We start from the raw sequence: 18,914 nt of genomic DNA, 5'->3' as shown, positions 1-18,914 counted from the left end.
CAGGTCATAGTAGCCACGCTCAAGGTGAGTACGTATTGCTCCCGATCATGTTGTGCAAGGGCGGCGACCAAGTTGCCCGTGAACCCAGTCTAGCTGAGCGGATACTGCGAAGTGACAGTTGAGCTGTTCAGGAAGTGGCCTATAGACAGCATCTAACCGAGTCTCTCTTCGCAGTGAACCAATTCGAACATTTAACCCAACAACCATCGCTTAGGGTTTTCCCTGACCGTCGAGACCGCGTATTATTCCCACAAATATGTCTGAAGATTACCTGCGTGTAACCGTCAGGTCATCAGCCTTGCGCCCCCCGGCGTGCTATGCAAGGCAACCTCCAGATGAAAAAGATTATCCTCAGGTGACGTTTAGCGACTTGCCAAAAAATATATCGGCCAGGCATGCGGCTGTCCGCAGGATGGGACGGTGTCCGGTAGCGTTTTAAAGGAATGGGTTTTGACAAAGCGTAGACAGGTAGCAATTGTTGGTTGTTCTTTTCGTTTCCCCGGTTCCACAACCAGCAGTTTCTGGCAGAACCTGATGACGGGGCAGGACCTGGTGACCCAGGTCGATGCCTCGCGCTGGGACCATGCCGAGTTCCTGCACCCGGACAAGGCCAACCCTGCCACCAGCTACACCTTCGCCGCCGGATCGCTGGGCGACATCAGTGCGTTTGACGCGGGCTTCTTCAATATTTCGCCCCGTGAAGCGGCAGTGATGGACCCCCAGCAGCGCATCCTGCTGGAGATGTGCTGGGAAACCTTCGAGAACGCCGGCGTCAAGCCGTCGAGCCTGCGTGGCAGCAATTGCGGGGTGTACCTGGGCATTGCTGGCGTCGAGCAGGCCTATCGCCTGGTCGAAGACCTGGCCTCGATCGATGCGGCCACCGCCACCGGCAATACCATGAGCATTGCCGCCAACCGTCTGTCCTTTTTCTATGACCTGCGCGGGCCGAGCATGGCCATCGATACCGCGTGCTCGTCGTCCCTGGTGGCTTTCCACCAGGCCTGCCAGGCGATCATCAGCGGTGATATCGACCAGGCCGTGACGGGCGGCATCAGCCTGCACATGCACCCCTTCGGCTTCATGATTTTCGCCAAGGCCTCGATGCTCTCGCGCACCGGGCGCTGCCAGGCGTTCGATGAGCGCGGCGACGGTTATGCGCGCTCCGAGGGCGGTGGTCTGTTCCTGCTCAAGGATTACGATCAGGCGCTGGCCGATGGCAACCCGATTCTTGCGGTGGTTGCGGCCAGTGCGGTCAACACCGATGGACGCAAGTCGAGCCTGACCCTGCCGAGTGCCGATGCGCAGGCGGCGCTGCTCAAGCGCACCTATGCCAAGGCCGGGATCGATCCGTCGCAGCTCGACTACCTGGAAGCCCACGGCACGGGCACGGCCGTCGGCGACCCGATCGAGACCCGCGCCATCGGTGAGGCCCTGGGCCAGGCCCGGAAGGCCGGCAACCCGTTGCCGATCGGTTCGATCAAGAGCAACCTCGGTCACCTCGAGGCAGCTTCCGGCGTTGCCGGCCTGATGAAGGCCCTCAATTGCCTGATCGAACGGGAAGTGCCAGCGACCATCGGCATTGAAGAACTCAACCCGAATATCCCGTTTGCCGACCTGAACCTGCAGGTGGTCACCGAAAGCCGCGCGCTGAAAGCTGAGGGGCAGTTGACCGTCGGCATCAACTCCTTCGGATTTGGTGGCGCCAACGCCCACGTGATCCTGCAAAGTGCCGAGCCACTGCCGGCGTCCACCACTGCCGGCAACACCCGGCGTGTGCCGCTGCTGCTCAGCGCCAAGGATGCCGAAGGCCTGCGTGCGACGGCCGAGGGGTTTGCCGAGTACCTGGCCGCCCACCCGCAGGGCAATTATTACGATGTGGCCTACCAGGCCATGTTCCGCCGCGATGCCCACCCCCATCGTTTGCTGTTGATCGCGGCCGACCCGGCCGAGGCCGCGCAGGCACTGGCCGACTATGCCCAGGACCCGAGCCTCAGTGAGCTGAGCTCGGTGCTTGAGGTGGGCCAGGCCCTGGATAAAGTCCAAGGCCCGGTGTTCGTGTACTCCGGCAATGGTTCGCAATGGCAAGGCATGGGCCGGGCGATGCTCGGCCAGCCGGTGTTCGACGCTGCAGTGGCCGAAGTCGATGCGCTGTTCCAGCCGCTGGCCGGCTATTCATTGCGTGCTGAACTGTTGGGTGAAAATGGCGAGGGGCGTTATGCGCGCACCGAGATCGCTCAGCCGGCCTTGTTCGCCCTGCAGGTGGCGGTCACTCGCGTACTGGCCGCCCAGGGCTTCCATCCGGCGGCAGTGATCGGGCACAGCGTGGGCGAAGTCGCCGCGGCCTGGGCCAGTGGTGCACTGAGTCTGGAAGACGCGACCCAGGTTATTTTCCATCGCAGCCGTTTGCAGGGCACGACCCGCGGCACCGGGAAAATGGCTGCCGTTGGTCTCAGTGGCGAGGCCACGGCGATATTGCTGGTGGAACTGGGGCTGGACGATCAGGTGGTTCTGGCCGGCGAAAACAGTGCGCGAGGCGCTACGGTGGCCGGCCCTGTCGATGCCCTCAGCGAACTCGAACAGGCCCTGACCGAACGCCAGGTATTTGTTCGTCTGCTGGACCTGGACTATGCCTTCCACTCCCCGGCGATGAACCCGATCGAGCAGCAAGTGATTGCCGATCTGGCGCACATCCGCCCGCGCAGTGCGAAGATTCCGTTTTATTCCACAGTGGTCGGCGGCGAGCTGGACGGTCAACGTCTGGACAGCCGTTACTGGTGGCAGAACATTCGCTTCCCGGTGCTGTTCCAGGGCGCGATGGACGAGTTGGTCGGGCAGGGTTTCAACCTGTTCGTCGAGGTCGGTCCGCACCCGATCCTGCGCTCCTACGTCAGCGATGCCTTGACCCAGCGCGAGCTGGCCGGTCAGGTGCTCGCTACCTTGCTGCGCAAGGACGACAGTGCGGCACTGCTTGAGCGTTGCGTGGCGCGGCTGTTGATCGCCGGTGCCGAGCCGGATTGGCAGCAACAATTCCCGGTGGCCGGCAGCAACCTGCGCCTGCCCAACTACGCCTGGCAGCGCGAACGTTTTGAACTGCCGGTCAGCGCCGAGTCGTTCGGCGTGCTGGCGCGCGAACGTGTGCACCCATTGCTGGGCTACCCGCTGGCCGACCGTGCCCTGACCTGGGAAAACCGTCTCGACACGCAACTGTTCCCGACCCTGGCTGACCACAAGGTCGGTGAAGCGGTGTTGTTCCCTGGCGCCGGTTTCACCGAGTTGGCGCTGGCCGTGGCCTTGCTGCATCAGCCGGGCGAGTTCGTCGACATCGAAGAGCTGGAGATTCACAACCCGCTGTTGCTCGGCAACGAAGGCAGCAAGAAGATCCGGGTCAACATCGAGGAGGCCGACGGCACCCTGCGGATCACCTCGCGCAGCCTGGCCCAACGTGAAGAGTGGGTCCAGCACGTGGTCGCGCGCCTGCCCGGCGAAGCCCGTGGCGTATTGCTCGGCACCCGTGCTCCGGCCCTGCCGCAACGCCCGGCCGACTTCACCGGCGAACAGCATCTGGCGCTGACCCGGGCGGTGGGCCTGAACTATGGTCCGGCCTATCAGGCCGTGGCGGCGGTGTGGGTCGAACCGGCGCACATCCTGGCGCAATTGAGCGTGCCCCAGGCCATCAGCCAAGAGCTGGCGACCCTGCACCTGCATCCCGCCTTGCTCGACGGCGCGTTCCAGTTGATCACCGAATTGCTGGTCGGTCAGCCGGGCAGCAACAAGGGCCTGGCGTTCATCCCGGTCAAGCTGGGGCGTGTTGCCTTTGCCAAGGCCGGCGGCGTGCCGTGCCTGGCCCAAGTGCGTCAGCTCAAGCGTACCGAGCATTCGTTGCTGGTGGATTTCACGCTGTACGACGCGAGCGGCGCAGCGGTGTTGTTCATCAAGGACGCACGTTTCCGTGGCGTGCGCCTGCAACGCGACCGCTCCCATGACATCAAGCGCCTGGCCCACGTTGGCCTCGCCGCGCCAGGTCAGGTGGTGCCCGTGCTGCGTGCGGCCAGCAGCACCACGCCACTGGTTGAACACCTGCAGGGGCTGGCCGATGAGCCGGTGCAGCAGCGTTATCTCAACGAAGTCGAGCCGTTGCTCGATGCCCTGTGCGCGAGCTTCGTGCAGAACCTGATCGAGCAGGCCGGTGGCCGCTTGAGCGCCGAACAGGTTGCGTTGTGGTCGCAACAGGACGGTGTGCCGAGCGATTACCTGGCGACCTTGCTGCGCCAGGGCCTGGAAGACGGCAGCCTGGATTGCGATGCCGACGGCAACTGGTGCGTCGCCGAGGTGGACGAGCGTCCGGCTTCCGAAGCCATCTGGCAGGAGCTGTTCCAGAGCTATCCGGAGCACTTCCAGATCATCCATTCGGTGGGCCGCATCGGTCGCCACCTGCTGTCCCTGCTCGATGCTCGCCAGACCCTGGAGCAGTTGCTGCCACGGGAAACCAGCGGTGCCAATCTGTCGCGCCTGGTGCTGGGTGCCGCAGGTCAGCAGCGGCTGCTCGCCGGCCTGCGCGAAACCCTGGCCCAGCGCCTCGCCGCGTTGCCGGCCGGGCAGCGCCTGCGGGTGCTGGAGTTTGGTTTTGGCGGTTCATCCTTTGCCGAATCGCTGTACGCGGGAATCGATTTTGATCGCGTCGACTACAGCTACTGCGTCGCAGAACCCGAGCTGGCACAGATGCTCGGCGATGATTGCCCGGCACTGCAGGTCATCGATTTTGCACAACTGAGCGGCGCCGCAGGTTACGACTGGGTGCTGTTGCCGACCGACCTGGCGGCCCTGGACAACATTGGCGAAGCGCTGCGCCAGGCAGCCAGCCACCTCAACCCGCACGGGCAGTTGGCCGTGCTGGCGCAACACCCGACGCGCTGGGCCGACTTCGTGTTCGGTGCCCAGGCCGACTGGTGGCTGGCCGGCCCGGAGCAAGCATTGTCGCGTCAACAGCGGCCGCAGTTCTGGCTGCATGAGTTGCAGCGTCACGGCCTGAGCGTCAGCCACACCCTGGAAGCATTGCCGGGCAATGCCTGCGGCAGTTACCTGCTGTTGGCCGGCCATGGCGTGAATGCAGCGGCCGCTTTGCCGGGGGTCACCGTGCAACGCTGGGCGTTGCTGGCCGAATCCGGGCAGGCGGCTGCCGAGCAACTGGCCCAGGCCCTGCGTGAGCAAGGCCAGCAGGTCAGCCTGTTGCAGCCTGGCGATGCGCAGTCCCTGGCGCAACAACTTGCGGCGTTGGATCAAGCGCCAGAGCACGTGTTGCACCTGGCCGGTTTTGACAGCAGCCAAGGGCTCGATGGCCAGGGCGCGCGGTGCATGCTGGCTGCGGCGCTGGTCCAGGCCTGCGAGTCGCTGGCGATCGCGCCACAGTGCTGGCTGCTGACCCGTGGCGCGGCGGGTCACCTGTACGCTGCCGATCAAAGCAGCGCTGTCGATGCCATTGCCGATGCGGCGTTCTGGGGCTTCGGCCGGACTCTGGCGAACGAATCTGCCAGTTGCCGGATCCGTCTGCTCGACCTGGCCTTCGCTGCGCCTGTCGCCAGCCTGGTCGCGGCCCTGTTGCACGCCGACGCCGAGACCGAAGTGGCGATCAGCGCCGACGGCCAGCGTTATGTGCCGCGCTTGCGTGTCCTGCACGAACAAAACGGTGCCAGTGCCGACGGCAACACGCGCATCAGCCTGGGCTTCGACCTGCCGGGGCAACTGCGTAACCTGCGCTGGGAAGCCCGCGAGCTGACCGCGCCGGCGGCGGACGAACTGGACATTGAAGTGCGCGCCACTGGCCTGAACTTCCGTGACGTGATGTTTGCCCTCGGCCTGCTGTCCGATGAGGCCATCGAAAATGGTTTCTCCGGGCCGACCATGGGCTTTGAGTTTTCCGGTGTGGTGCACGGCAAAGGGTCTGCGGTGTTCGGCGACTTCGCCCCGGGCGACCGCGTAGTGGGCTTCGGTCCGCGCAGTTTCGCCAACCGCCTGGTGACCAACGCCAATGCCGTGGCTCGCATCCCCGAGGGCATGTCCTTCGAGGCGGCGGCGACCATTCCAAGTACCTTCTTCACCGTGTATTACGCGCTGCATCATCTGGCGCGTCTGGAGCCGGGCGAGAAGGTGCTGATCCACGGCGCCGCCGGTGGTGTCGGGATTGCCGCGATCCAGATCGCCAAGTGGTGTGGTGCCGAGATCTATGCCACCGCCGGCAACGATGAGAAGCGCGACTTCCTGCGTCTGCTGGGGGTCGACAAGGTCTTTGATTCGCGTTCCCTGGCCTATGCCGATGAGGTGTTGGCCCTGACCGACGGGCGTGGCGTTGACGTGGTGCTCAACTCCCTGGCTGGCGAAGCGATCAACCGCAACTTCCAGGTGCTCAAGCCGTTCGGCCGCTTCCTGGAACTGGGCAAGCGTGACTTCTACCAGAACACCCGCATCGGCCTGCGTCCGTTCCGCAACAACATCAGCTACTTCGGCATCGACGCCGACCAGTTGATGAGCGAGCGTCCGGACCTGACCCGTCGTCTGTTCGGGCAAATGATGGAACTGTTCGAGCAGGGCATCCTGCACCCGTTGCCGTTCCGCGAATTCGACGCCAACCACGTGACCGAGGCCTTCCGCTACATGCAGCAGGCGCGGCAGATCGGCAAGATCGTGGTGACCTATGGCAACCCGATCGAACGCCTGGTGGAAACCCGCGAACAGCCAGTGCAGTCGTTGCAACTCAGCGCCGAGGCGACCTACCTGGTCACGGGCGGCCTGGGCGGCTTCGGCCTGCGCACGGCACAGTGGCTGGTGGACAAGGGCGCGCGGCACCTGGTGCTGCTCGGTCGTCGTGGCCCGGCCAGTGTCGAGGCGCAGCCGTGCCTGGCCGCCTGGCAGGCGCAGGGTATCGACGTGCAAGCGCTGGCGTGCGACATCACCGATGTGATGCAGGTGCGCGGTGTGTTCGAGCGCATTGCCGCCAGCCCGTATCCGTTACGTGGCCTGGTGCATGCGGCGACAGTGATCGACGACAGTCTGATTCGCAACCTTGATGCCGAACAACTGCAGCGCGTGCTGGAGCCCAAAGCCAAGGGCGCGCAATACCTGCATGAGCTGACCCGTGAGTTGCCGTTGGACTTCTTCGTGATGTTCTCCTCGGCCACCACCCTGTTCGGCAACCCGGGCCAGGCCAACTACGTGGCTGCCAACTATTGGCTCGAAGCGTTGGCTCGGCATCGTCGTGGTCACGGCCTGGCTGCCACCGCCGTGCTCTGGGGGGCGATCGACGACGTTGGCTTCCTGGCGCGCAACGAGCAGATCAAGGATGCGCTGCAAAGCCGCATGGGGGGCGCCGCGTTGCGCGCCGAAGTGGCGTTGGCGCACCTGGAGCAGATGCTGCTCAAGGGTGACGACGGGATCGGCGTGCTGGAGCTGGAGTGGAAAGCCCTGTCGCGCTTCCTGCCGAGCGCTGCGACCCCGCGCTTCCTCGAACTGGTCCGCGCCCATGGCGGCGACCAGGACGACGAGAATGACGCCGAGGACATCCAGCGCATGCTCGCCGAGCTTGATGACGAGCAACTGCTGGAGCGTTTCGTCGAACTGCTCAAGCACGAAGTCTGCGAGATTCTGCGCTTGCCGGCCGCGCGCCTGGACACCCAGCGTCCTCTGCAGGAACTGGGCCTGGACTCGTTGATGAGTGTCGAGTTGGTGGTGGCGCTGGAAGAACGCTTCGGCATTCGCCTGCCGGTGATGGAACTCAGCGAGAGTTCCAGCATCGATAAGCTCAGCGTGCGCATCCTTGAGCTGCTGCGTGGCGAAGCGGGGGCCAATGACACGGCGGCGCCTGCAGCCCTGGCGGAAAACGTATTGGCCCGCCACGGCAGTGAATTGAGCCGCGAGCAAATGGCCGAGCTGAACGCCGAACTGGCTGACAGCGCTGCGGCACCTAACCGTCTGATTGAGTGATGTTTGATTGAGTGATAGTGCGATGACTGCAAAAACGCCCACCGGCCTGAGTGTCGGGATCAAGCAACGGTTGATCCAGCAAGCGCTGGAGCGCCGTCGCAGCGAGGCGGGCGACGCGGCCGTTGGCGCCACCCTGGAGCAAGCGCAACAGGCGGCGCTGAAGGTGCCGGAAGCGTTTTATCGCTTCGACCAGCACCCTGGCTATCAGCAGTTGCGCGTGATGCAACAAGGCGCGGCGCGCCTGGGCCTGAGCAGCCCGTTCTTTCGTTTGCACGAAGGCCTGGCGGGCGCCGAGACCTCTATCGGTGCCCGGGAATACGTCAACTTCGCCAGCTACAACTACCTCGGCTACTCCGGTCACCCGGCGGTGGCCGAAGCGGCCAAGGCGGCCATCGACCGTTACGGCACCTCGGTGTCGGCCAGCCGGCTGGTGTCCGGCGATCGTCCGCTGCACCGCGAACTGGAGCGAGAGTTGGCCAATCTGTACGGGGTCGACGATGCGATCGTGTTCGTCAGCGGCCATGCCACCAACGTCACCACCATCGGCCATCTGTTCGGCCCCCGAGACCTGGTGTTGCACGACGAGTTGATCCACAACAGTGTCCTGCAAGGCATCCAGTTGTCCGGTGCGCGACGCCTGAGCTTCGCCCACAACGATTGGCAGGCCCTGGACCGGATTCTCGGTGAGCAGCGCCAGCACTTCGAGCGGGTGCTGGTGGTGGTCGAAGGCATCTACAGCATGGACGGCGACTACCCGGACCTGCCGCGTTTCGTCGAACTCAAGCACAAGCACAAAATCTTCCTGATGGTCGATGAAGCGCATTCGCTGGGAGTGATGGGGGCGACCGGCAAAGGCATTCGCGAGCACTTCGACCTGGCCGGAGATGACGTCGATATCTGGATGGGTACGCTGAGCAAGGCCCTGGCCAGTTGCGGTGGTTACATTGCCGGCAGCACGGCGCTGGTCGAGCACTTGAAGTTTCTCGCTCCAGGCTTCCTCTACAGCGTCGGCATGCCACCTTCGGTGACGGCTTCGGCACTGGCAGCGTTGCGTTGCCTGGCCAACGACGGTGATCGGGTGCGGACGGTGCAGGCGCGAGGTGAGCTGTTCCTGCGCCTGGCCAAGGCCGCTGGCCTGAACACCGCCACCAGCACCGGCCTGGCCGTGATCCCGGTGATCACCGGCAGTTCGTTCAAGGCCGGACGACTGTCCAGCGCTTTGTTCGACCGCGGGATCAACGCCCAGCCGATTCTTTACCCGGCGGTTCCCGAGCACGTCGCGCGAGTGCGCTTCTTTGTCTCGTGTGAGCACACTGAAGAGCAAATCATCCAGACCGTGGCCATCGTCGCCGAAGAGCTGGCCAAGATCGGTTGAGCCCAGGCGGCATCTCTACCGAGAATCACCCCCGATAAAACTGTAGGAGCGAGCTTGCTCGCGATGGTCTGGAGAACGCCGCGGGCAAGCCTGCAAACCGCTCTCTCAGATGTACGGCTTTTCGTAGGCGTTGAGCTGTTCGATGAAGCGCCAGTGGCTGCGTTTGTCGAAGCCCATCAGGCGCTTGAGGCGGATGTCCCAGCGCATGTGGTGGTTGGCGATCCAGGGCAGGGCGAACAGGTGGGCGCCGCGCCAGGGGATGAATGGGTTGCGGCGCAGGCTGGCGTAGATTTCCACGCGATGGCTGGGGCGCAGGCTCGGGCAGCGGGCGTGGAAGCCCGAGGTGTCGGCCACCACCAGGGTGTTGGCCGGGACCGAGAAGCGTCGGGGTGCCGGCAAGCCCAGTTCGGCCAATTCGTGTTCATGAATGCGGAACGAGCCTTCGCGGTGCATCTGCTCGTGGGAGCGTGCCGCGCCGAGGCTTTGGCGATATTCCCAGGCCAGGCGCTCCGGCGTCAGGCGATGGGAGCCGGGTACGTAACTGAACGGCCCCTGGTCGTCGGCCACATCATCGAGAAACAGCCAGGCCTTGGCCGTTGGGTGGAAGGTGTCGGCGTGCAGGCGGGTTTGCGGGTCCTGCTCGGCGTTCACCCCATCGATCACGATCGACTGCAGTTGATAGGTGATTCCGCCGGTGTTCGACGAGGCATACGCAATCAGGTCGCGCACGCTCCGGTCAGCGACAAAGGCGGCGCTGGCCGGGTTTTTCGCCAGCACGTCCTGGTCCAGGCTGACTCGCCGAGTCACCGCCTTACCCTGGCGCATCTCCCAGCCGGTGCTGCGCAGGTCGCCCAATTCAGCGCGCAAGGCGGCAAACTGCTCGGCGGGCAGGGCGTTCTCGCGCACGAAAAACCCCTGTTCCTCGAAGCTCGCCAGCTCTGCGCCATCCAGCCGTGGCGCCAGGGCCCGGCGGCGCATGGCGGCCATGCCCATGGCCAGTTGGCGGCGCTGTACATGCAAGCCCAGGGCGTTGAGCCGGGCGCTGCCCAGCACCGGGTTGTTCTCGAACGATTTGGCGTGGGTCAGCAATTGCAGGCAATGCCAGGGAAGTGCCGCATAACGGCCCAGGTCCTTCAGTGATGCAGGCATGGTCTAATCCTTGAGTGGGACTGATGCACGGTCGCAGCCGAGCATGGTCCGGGTGTAGTTGCGCAGCGGCAGCAGACGCGCAGGGAGCGTCAGGCGCGGCGGCCTCGGGGTCGACAGGCATGTCAGGGCATGCCAGGCATCGCAGGGCATAGCTTGCTGGAGGTCGGCATAGCGCGCATAGCGCAACAGGGCGCCGGCTACCAACTGGTCCAGGGTCAGGCGCCGGGTGCGGCGCGCTAAAGGCTGCTGGTCACGTGTCAGGCCCCAGCCGGCATAAAACGGGGTGCCATAGGTGACCACTGTGAGGCCGCGCAGTAACGCTTCGAAACCGGCAGTGGAACTGAGGGTGTGCACTTCATCGACCTGCCCATACAGGCGGGCGATATCGATCCCTGGCAGCACCTGGTCCGCCAGGCCCAGCAGGCGATCGCTCGACACCGCGCCATGGCGCTTGCCGGCTTCGACATCCGGGTGCGGTTTGTAGACGATCCAGGCATCGGGAGCGTTGAGTCGTACCTGTTTCAGCAGCTCGAAATTGTCGAGCAGGGGGCCGGCGCTGCAGCGCACCGAGGCATCGTCCTCCACTTGGCCGGGCACCAGGATCCGGCGTTGTCCGGGACGGGCGCAGACCTGGCCGGCCAGGTCACTCTTGAGATTGAACTTGCTGGCCCCCAGGGTCACGATCCGCTCACGCAGGCGCGCGGCCTCGGCCAGCGTGGCCTCATCGAACTCCTCGTGCTGGAGCAGCGACTCCAGGTCGCTGCTGGCGCTGGCATCGAAGTGCATGCCGCTGCGGTCGAGCACCAGCGACAGGGCCGGTGCATTCAGTGCGCCGAGCCCGTTGGAGCGCAGAAAGCCGTCTTCAATTCGCCACACGGCGACCCCATGACGGCTGGCGCGAGCCTTGAGATCGGCCGGCTCACGCGCCGCCCACACCAACAGCTTGCCGCCTTTGGCCGCGACGTCCGTGACCAGTGCCGGGCGGTCTTCGCAGAAGTCCAGGCGACCCCAGCGGCTGCTGAAAAAGCGGCGGACGTTGTGCTGTTTGTGACGCTTGACCCCCAGCACCGTGAAGTGCCCGGCAAACTCACTATCCCGGGCCTTCTGGCGTGCCAGTTGATGGGCCACGGTCAGGGCGTCGGTGGGCTGGCTGGTCAGCGGGTCGACGTAGCGGCAGTAGCGCACGTAGGCCGCTGCCACCAGTTGCACCAGGTCCGGTCGCGCCTGGCGCCGGGCAATCGGCATGCGGTCGTCGGTCAGGCCCCAGCCGGCATAGAACGGCAGGCCAAAACAGGTCACCGGCACACCCTGGATCAAGGCCTCCAGTCCCGCCTGGCTGGTGCCGATGTAGACCCGCCGGGCCCGTCGGGCCAGTGAGGCCCAGGACACCGGGCGCGCTTCCAGGGTGACGCCGCGCTCGGTGGCCGCCGCCAGCAGGCAACTGGGTTTCTGGCCGCCGACGCAGTCCGGGTGAATGCGTACGCGCACCTCGGCATCGGGGTTTTCCGCCAGGGCTGCGTCGAGCATGCGCACATAGTCGGCCTCACACAAACCGCCACCGGGGATCGAGTAGTCGCCGGCCGTCTGGTCCACCACCAAGACCAATGGACGCTCGCGGCCCAAGGGGTCATTCGGGTCGAGGTCCGGGGCGTTGTTGTACTTGCCGATGCCACTGCTGCGCATCAGGGCGATCAGTTGTCGCGCGCTGTCCAGTTCCGCAGCGGTCAGGCTGGCGGGATCCTGGAGGATGTTTTCCAGCAGCGAAGGTCGGTCGGCCAGGTAGTGGATGCCCACCGGATCGACCACCAGGGACATGGGTGTGTCGCCCTCGATGCCCAGCGATGAGGAGCGCAGGAAGCCGTCTTCGATGGCGATGTAGGGCAGGCCCCAGCGCTTGCACAGCACTCGCGCCTGGGCCGAGGAGTCCTTGTAGCCGATCCCGGCAATGGCCTTCAGGCCCTTGGGTGCATGCCGCCCACGGCGCCACAACCAGAAGGGCGAACCTTCCGGACCGAGGAACTGCGGTAAGTGCAGGACATTCCACGCCACCCACTGCTGCATGATGCCGACCCAGCCCGGGCCTTCTACCAGCGGCGCCAGCTTGATCGGTGGCGATTCGAGGCCGTTCAAAGGACCGCCTCCAGGCGCCGCTGCATGCTGCGCACCGGTGGCCAGGGCACCCAGCGCTTGCGCAGCAACCGGAAACCGTTATGCAGGTAGAGCGCACGGGCGCGATCGTTGTCCAGCGGCACTTCCAGAAACACCTCCTTGAAGCCACGGGCCGCGGCCTGTTGGCAGCAGGCCTGGACCAGCGCCGAGCCAATGCCGTGGTGGCGGGCCGTCTTGCTCACGCGCAAGCCATACAGCAGGAACGGATAGCGCCACTCCCGCAGTTCACTGAGGCAGAATCCGGCAAACCGCAGCCAGCCCATCGGCCAGCCGAACTCACGGACAAAGGGTTGCGGGCGCAGCGCGAAGGGGCCGCGCAGATGGTGCTTGAAGGCGACATAACCCACAGCGGCGCCGTCTTCGAAGGCCAATAGCACGCGGTCCCAGTGAATGCTGGTGCCGAGCAGCCGCTCGCGGCAGGCATTGTCGCCGATCAGGAATGCCAGGGAGCCGCGCCCACCCGTGACCAGGTGCGCCAGTTGCGGATTCGCCAGCGCCTCAGGCGTCAGGTCGCTGCCTAGAACGATCTTGGCCACGGACTCAGAGCACCTGCGCCGCAACCGTCGGCGTGCGGGCCTGATGGGCGCAAGCGAGCAGTTGGCTGGACAGCGCATCGACACGGATCGTCCTGGGACTGGCACTGCTCTGGTGACGGTTGGACCAGATCAGGTAGTCGGTGTCGCCCGCTGGCGCGCCAACGGCCTGGTACACATGGGGCAGGATCGGCACGTGGTCGCCAAAGAAACACAGCAACGCCTCGCGCGGCTGCTCGAGCAAGGTGGTGCGCAGTTGCCCGAGCATGCGGTCGGCATTGCTGATGTGCCGCAGGTAGGGGGCCAGGTCGTCCATGCCGGCCAGCAGCGGACGGTCGAACCAGTTCGGCAGTTCGCTGGCTTCGACGGTCTCCAGGTGCAGCGGTCCGTGGTTTTCCATGGTCACTGCGTGGATGAACAAGGGTTGGGTGCGCGCCGGGTCATCGAGCAGTTCGCGGATCTTGTCGGCCACTGCGCAATCGCCAATGAACGGTCCGGCCTTTTGCGAATCGTTGAAGGCGCGGACATCGATGAATTCGTCGAAACCCAGGGCCGGCAGCACTTTGTTGCGGCCATAGAAGCTGCCGTCGTAAGGGTGCACGCAGATAGTGCGATAGCCCTGGGCCTGGAGGTGGGCGGCAATACTCGGCAGGCCCTGGCGGGCCAGCACCCGGTACGGGTTGAAGCGGTGCACGCCGAGGCGGTCGCCGGGAATGCCGGTCAGGTAGGCAAATTCGGTGCGCACGGTGTTGGCGCCCCAGGCGGCGACTTGCAGTTTGCCGCGGGCCAGGGATTCGCCGGCGAGGCGGTCGTACTCGCTGAGCACCTGGGTTTTCACGCCGGGCCACAAATCGCGCACGTCAAAAAACGATTCGCTTTGCACCGATACCAGGTCGGGTAGGGCAGTCGCGGGTGTGGGCGAAGGGGCTTTGCTGAATGGCGAACCCAGGGTGGCTGGATCGACGGTGGCGCGGGCGGCCCAGTAGTAGCCCCATAGGCTTCCTGCCAAGCCCCACCGTCGCACGTCGGCTTCGGCGTCGAAAGTCGGCGCGCTACGGCGGCGGTGGCCGAGGTGCAGCAGGAGCAACCCGGCTAATCCGAGCCAGAGCGCGCTGCTACGCCCCCCCGCGACTTCGGGCTCGAACGTCAGCCCGGCCCACAGGTATACGAGGAAACCGATTGCCAGCAACGCGGCCTTGCCGACACCGAAGAACGGCAGGTACAGCCGCGGGAAGCGCACGGCATCGCTGAAGTACTCGAAGTCGGCGCACACGAACGGCTCGCGCAGGGAGTGGTACTTGGCGTTACTGACCATCACGATCAACAGCCACAGCAGCAGGACGTTGATTGCGCTGAACAGCGGGCGAGCGGTCAGGGCGTAGAGCACGGCCAGGCTCACGCACCACAGGCCGGCGTGCAGCCACCAGTTGCCCAGCGGTCGGCGCAGGTTCGGGCGGGGGATCAGCAGGCGTTCGATGAACACGGTGAGGAGCAGGCCGACTACCGCAGCCTGAAGGATGGACAATTCACTCACTGTAATTCAGACCACGCAGGATGAACGAAGAAAGGCGCTGGGGAATCACCCCCAGCAACCAGGTGCCGAGGTTCAGCGGGAACGGGAAACTGATGCGCCCCTGGTTGGCGGCCAGTCCGCGCTTGATGCGTCGTGCGGCTTTTTCGGCGGTCCACAGGAACGGCTTGGGGCCGGGCATCTCAAAGCACATTTTCGATTCGACATAACCCGGCAGGATCACGTTGATCCGCACGCCCTCTGGCGCGAGCCAGTCGCGGATGGCCTCGCCGTAGACCCGAATCGCTGCCTTGCTGGCGCTGTAGGTCGGGGTGACCGGCAAGCCGCGCCAGCCGGCCAGGGAGCTGAACAGGGCGATCTGGCCGTTACCGCGCGCCCGCATGGCCGGCAACGCCGCTTCCACGGTAGCCAGGGCGGCCATTACGTTGACTTCCAGCAGGGCGCGGCTGTCGTCCCAGCACTCGGCTTCGCCATTGCTGCCGACAGCCGTGTTGAGGCCGGCACCGACCAGCACCAGGTCCGGTTGCTCGGCCTCGCTGACCCGCCGGACCATGGCGCGCAAAGCGTCCAGATCACGTACGTCGAGGGCTTCGAGCAGTACCCGGGCACCGAGGGCGCGGCATTCGCTGGCCATCTCCTCAAGGCGGTCCATGCGCCGGCCTTGCAGGATCAAGGTCACGCCCGGCGCCGCGTAGGCGGGCGCCAGGGCGCCGCCGATGCCGCCCGTGGCGCCGGTGATGAGGATGCAGCGGGGTGAAGACGGGTGCGTCATAAGAAGTTTTCGATTCTCGAAGTTTTAGCCAGCAACACGTCCAGGCAGTTGTTCACCGCCATGTCGATCCCGCAGCCGGTGTAGAAGCCGCCATTGATCTGGGTGGTGTGGATCACGGTATTGCGAAAATCCCGGAACAGCGCCATGTCAGGCGCTTCGTGATGGCGCCAGAAGTCGTCGAGGCTGCCCTGTTGGGTCAATCCCGGCATGGCGTAGATCGGGTTGGCGAGTGTGTAGGTCGGGCGCTTGTGCAGCAGCGCCGAGGCGCCTGCGGTGCTGTTGACCGTGATCATCCCGGCGATGTGCGACAGCAGAGTCGGCATGTGGCCGCTTTGCAGGAAGTCGACCCGGTCGGCCACGCCGTACTGCTTGGCCAGTGCCTGGGTGATGCGGTGATAGTTGACCAGGCCGGGGGTCAGTGGATGGTTCTTCACCAGCAAGCGTGCCTCGCCGGGGGCAAAGGCGGCGAACGAAGCAATGACATGGTCGATGACTTCAAACATGTTGGCGAACGCCGAGTGATCCTTGATTTGCGCATCGCTGTCCAGTTGCAGCGGCAGCAAAAAGGTCGGGTGGCGTTCACGGGCGACTTCGGTCACCAGCGCGTCGTCACGCCGCCCGGCGAACAGCAGGCGCACGCCCTGGCGAATGAAGCCGGCGTATTCCTTGGCCGCATTGAACGGGGCGTGGGTGCGGTAATGGGGGAAGCACAGTTTGTTCAGCGCGCCGCCGCTGTGGTAAAGCACGTCATGCGCGGCACGGGCGACAAACGACAACTTGAACGGATTGCCATTGTCATAGCGCGGGACGTTCTTGCCGACCTCGCGGTACCAGTCCGGGTCGCGGGGCAGCAGGGAGTTGTTGTTGACCCCATCGCGCTCAAGGGTGATCCAGTAGGGGCGGAAGTAGCCTTCTTCGAACACGTGAACACGAATACCCAGGCGCCGAGCCAGGGCGATGGCGGGGCGATGCACCGGGCGGCAGTCACCGAACAGCACCAGGTCGGTGATGTTGAGGTCGTGAAAGCGTTGGCTGTAGAACGATTCGAGTTCGTCGGGGCGCGCCGAAAACCCATGGCGCGAGCCGGCGCTGTACAGCACATCACCGACGTTGAAGTTGATGCTGTGCACCCGTTGGCCGATCGCCCGCAGGGCCTTCGCCAGTCGCGCGAAGAACGGCGAGCTGACGCCCTGCAGGAACAAGAAGCTGTTGTGCGGCTGAGGCGGAAGAGGGCGATGGGGCGCCTGCGCCTTCAGCTTCTCAGGCGACTGATGCCTAATAAACTGCTCAAGCGCTGTTTCAATTCCTGCCATCTGGATGGTGCTCCTGGCTGCGGTAAAGCGTGCCAATTCTGTAATTCGTAAAGAGTCTGTTCAGCGGTGGTAAAGCGGTTGGTGATGCGGCTGACATAGGTGGGGTAGAGCAGCAAGGTGCCGGCCACCAGTTCATCGAGGTTCAGCCGGCGCATGCGCCTGGCCTGTACTTCGGGTTGCAAGTCCTGATCCCGGGTCAACCCCCAGCCGGCATAGAACGGCTGGCCATAGGTGGTCACCGGCACCCCGCGCAGCAAGGCTTCGAAACCCGATTGCGAGGTCAGCACGTGAACCTCGTCGACCAACTCCAGCAGTTGTTGCAGCGGTGTATCGCCAATCACTTCGTCGCACCAGTTGACGGTCTGGGCTTCGTCGTCGCCACGGGCACGGGTGCCGGCCAGTACTTCGGGGTGCGGCTTGTACAGCACCCAGGCGCCGGGGTTCTGCTCGCGCACCGCCTGCAATAATTGCAGGTTGCTGCGGATGCGATTCGCGCCAAAGCGAATGGACGCATCGCCCTCCACCTGGCCGGTTACCAGGATCACTCGTTGTGCTGCCGCGGGGCGCTGCCAGGCATTGCCGGGCAAGTTGTATTTGGTCAGCCCGGCGCTGCAGATGGCTTCGCGCAGAATCCGCGCCCGAGTCATCAGGGTTCTATCAAAGCTTTCATCGAGCAAGATACGTTCCAGGCGCGAGGTGCGCGTGGCGTCGTAATAGATGCCCAAGTCATCGACGACCCAGGAAAGCGGTCGGGCCTTGCCGGCGCCGAGGCCCACGGAGCGCAAGAATCCATCCTCGACCCGAATCACCGGCCGGGAGTGTGTGGTGAGGTAGGTGTCATGCTTGCAACCCCAGGAAACTACCACCAAATGAGGGGCTGGTATCCTCTTGGGTTTTACGAAGCGAATTGACGAACCGTTAAAGAAAAGCTTTACCAAGGGTTCTTTCCAGCGACTGAACCCGAGCATTTGAATGGACTCCGGCAACGCACTGCGATGGCGACGCTGTAGCCCGAGCCAGTTCATCAGCACTTCAGGTGTGCAAGGCTGGCCGGTTTCAGGGCTGATATAACGCGGATAGCGCACCAGGCTGGCGTGTATCAATTGCGCAAGGCTGACTGGCTGGCGCCGTGATGGTGCAGGCAGACGATCCTCGGTCAGCCCCCAGCCGGCGTAGAACGGCATGCCCCAGGTGTGCACGGGGACATTCCACAGCAAGGCATCGAAGCCCAGTTGTGACGTCATCACATACACGGCGCGCATACGCGGCAGCAGTTCGGCGGGGTGGACATTTTGTGCCAGCACTTGCACTCGCGGATGGTTGGCCAGTGCTGCCAGGTCGAAATGCCCGCGCTTGCGTCCGGCGACCACATCCGGATGGACCTTGAGCACAATGGTACTGGCGGGGAAACGCGCCAGGGCTGCTTCGAGCATGGCGCTGAAATCGGCGGCAGTGGCTCCTTGCAGGGACGCATCGGCAAAGGTCTGGTCGGCAACCAGCACGCAGTCATCGGGCAGTTCGGGGTGTTCGATACGCGCGTCGTTGTACTTAGATACCCGCTGTTGCTGCCACAGTTGTTGCAGTGCAACGGCGCGTTCGGTCTGGGCGTCACTCAGTGGTTCGGCGATCAATTGCTCTAGCCGTGAAGGGACGCAGGCATCGTAGTAGACGCCCATGTCGTCGACAATCAGGGAGAGCGGGGGCTCATCGGCACCCAGGCCTACCGAACGAATGAATCCATCTTCCAATGTCAGGATCGGCAAGTTCGCTTGTGCAGCGTGGGAAATTGCTTTCAATGCACTGGGTTTACGGCCCCAGGCCATCACACAGTCGACCTGGTTAATGTCGCCCACGCTCCCGTTATGCAGCGCGTACTCGGGCAGCAAGGAGGGCAGCGTGACGATGCGTTGGGCACCCTTGGAGAGGACCAACAAACGCGGGCGGGAAGAAACGTCATCCATAAACGTGGAGCGCAGGTCCATTCGAGTGAGTGCTGTGGAGGTGTTAACGCTGGAAGATCCCACCGTTAACAAATTTCGCGAGGATGTTAATACAATTTAATAATTTGAGAGCGGTCTTTCGGACGAATACATAGCCA

9 protein-coding genes are annotated in these 18,914 nt (G+C 64.3%); 2 read left to right on the top strand and 7 right to left on the bottom strand.

Annotation, left to right across the window (positions count from 1 at the left end; all coding sequences use genetic code 11):
* Positions 1–450 precede the first annotated feature (450 nt).
* Both H7995_RS06955 and H7995_RS06950 read left to right on the top strand, forming a co-directional pair.
* On the top strand, positions 451–7,974 hold the full coding sequence (locus tag H7995_RS06955; protein WP_185818156.1) for a type I polyketide synthase: 7,524 nt from the start codon (positions 451–453) through the stop codon (positions 7,972–7,974).
* A gap of 22 nt (positions 7,975–7,996) precedes the next feature.
* Positions 7,997–9,349, top strand: a complete 1,353-nt coding sequence (locus tag H7995_RS06950; protein WP_166589967.1) for an aminotransferase class I/II-fold pyridoxal phosphate-dependent enzyme — start codon at positions 7,997–7,999, stop codon at positions 9,347–9,349.
* Between the two features lie 105 nt (positions 9,350–9,454).
* Here the strand turns inward: H7995_RS06950 and H7995_RS06945 are convergent, their stop codons facing one another.
* Genes H7995_RS06945 through H7995_RS06915 form a run of 7 tightly spaced genes read right to left on the bottom strand, consistent with a single transcriptional unit; the run spans position 9,455 to position 18,777 of the window.
* Positions 9,455–10,498, bottom strand: a complete 1,044-nt coding sequence (locus H7995_RS06945; protein ID WP_166589966.1) for a phytanoyl-CoA dioxygenase family protein — start codon at positions 10,496–10,498, stop codon at positions 9,455–9,457.
* A gap of 3 nt (positions 10,499–10,501) precedes the next feature.
* The gene (locus tag H7995_RS06940; RefSeq protein ID WP_166589965.1) at positions 10,502–12,628 is read right to left on the bottom strand and encodes a capsular polysaccharide biosynthesis protein; all 2,127 of its coding nucleotides are present in this window, start codon (positions 12,626–12,628) and stop codon (positions 10,502–10,504) included.
* Positions 12,625–13,203, bottom strand: coding sequence for a GNAT family N-acetyltransferase (locus tag H7995_RS06935; protein ID WP_166589964.1), 579 nt, complete (start codon positions 13,201–13,203; stop codon positions 12,625–12,627). Before H7995_RS06935 ends, H7995_RS06940 begins: the two co-directional genes overlap by 4 nt.
* Before the next feature lie 4 nt (positions 13,204–13,207).
* Positions 13,208–14,719 carry an LTA synthase family protein gene (locus H7995_RS06930; RefSeq protein ID WP_178117378.1) on the bottom strand — a complete coding sequence of 504 codons (1,512 nt, stop codon included), beginning with the start codon at positions 14,717–14,719 and terminating at the stop codon, positions 13,208–13,210.
* A gap of 7 nt (positions 14,720–14,726) precedes the next feature.
* Positions 14,727–15,503, bottom strand: a complete 777-nt coding sequence (locus H7995_RS06925; RefSeq protein WP_166589962.1) for an SDR family NAD(P)-dependent oxidoreductase — start codon at positions 15,501–15,503, stop codon at positions 14,727–14,729.
* Positions 15,500–16,816: a capsule biosynthesis protein gene (locus H7995_RS06920; protein WP_166589961.1), complete on the bottom strand. Its 1,317-nt coding sequence runs from the start codon at positions 16,814–16,816 to the stop codon at positions 15,500–15,502. Before H7995_RS06920 ends, H7995_RS06925 begins: the two co-directional genes overlap by 4 nt.
* Positions 16,756–18,777: a capsular polysaccharide biosynthesis protein gene (locus tag H7995_RS06915; protein WP_166590022.1), complete on the bottom strand. Its 2,022-nt coding sequence runs from the start codon at positions 18,775–18,777 to the stop codon at positions 16,756–16,758. The genes H7995_RS06920 and H7995_RS06915 overlap by 61 nt, the downstream gene beginning before the upstream one ends.
* Between the last annotated feature and the right edge of the window lie 137 nt (positions 18,778–18,914).

It is taken from the genome of Pseudomonas kielensis (assembly GCF_014236655.1).
Taxonomy (GTDB): Bacteria; Pseudomonadota; Gammaproteobacteria; order Pseudomonadales; family Pseudomonadaceae; genus Aquipseudomonas; species Aquipseudomonas kielensis.
The sequence above is the reverse complement of the archived record's forward strand: the minus strand, read 5'-3'. Positions and strand labels throughout refer to the sequence as shown.

What these genes read in the sequence shown, in the direction of transcription:
- H7995_RS06950 (WP_166589967.1), top strand. Translation starts at nt 7,997, where the DNA reads ATGACTGCAAAAACGCCCACCGGCCTGAGTGTCGGGATCAAGCAACGG.
- H7995_RS06945 (WP_166589966.1), bottom strand. Translation starts at nt 10,498, where the DNA reads ATGCCTGCATCACTGAAGGACCTGGGCCGTTATGCGGCACTTCCCTGG.
- H7995_RS06925 (WP_166589962.1), bottom strand. Translation starts at nt 15,503, where the DNA reads ATGACGCACCCGTCTTCACCCCGCTGCATCCTCATCACCGGCGCCACG.
- H7995_RS06920 (WP_166589961.1), bottom strand. Translation starts at nt 16,816, where the DNA reads ATGGCAGGAATTGAAACAGCGCTTGAGCAGTTTATTAGGCATCAGTCG.
- H7995_RS06915 (WP_166590022.1), bottom strand. Translation starts at nt 18,777, where the DNA reads ATGGATGACGTTTCTTCCCGCCCGCGTTTGTTGGTCCTCTCCAAGGGT.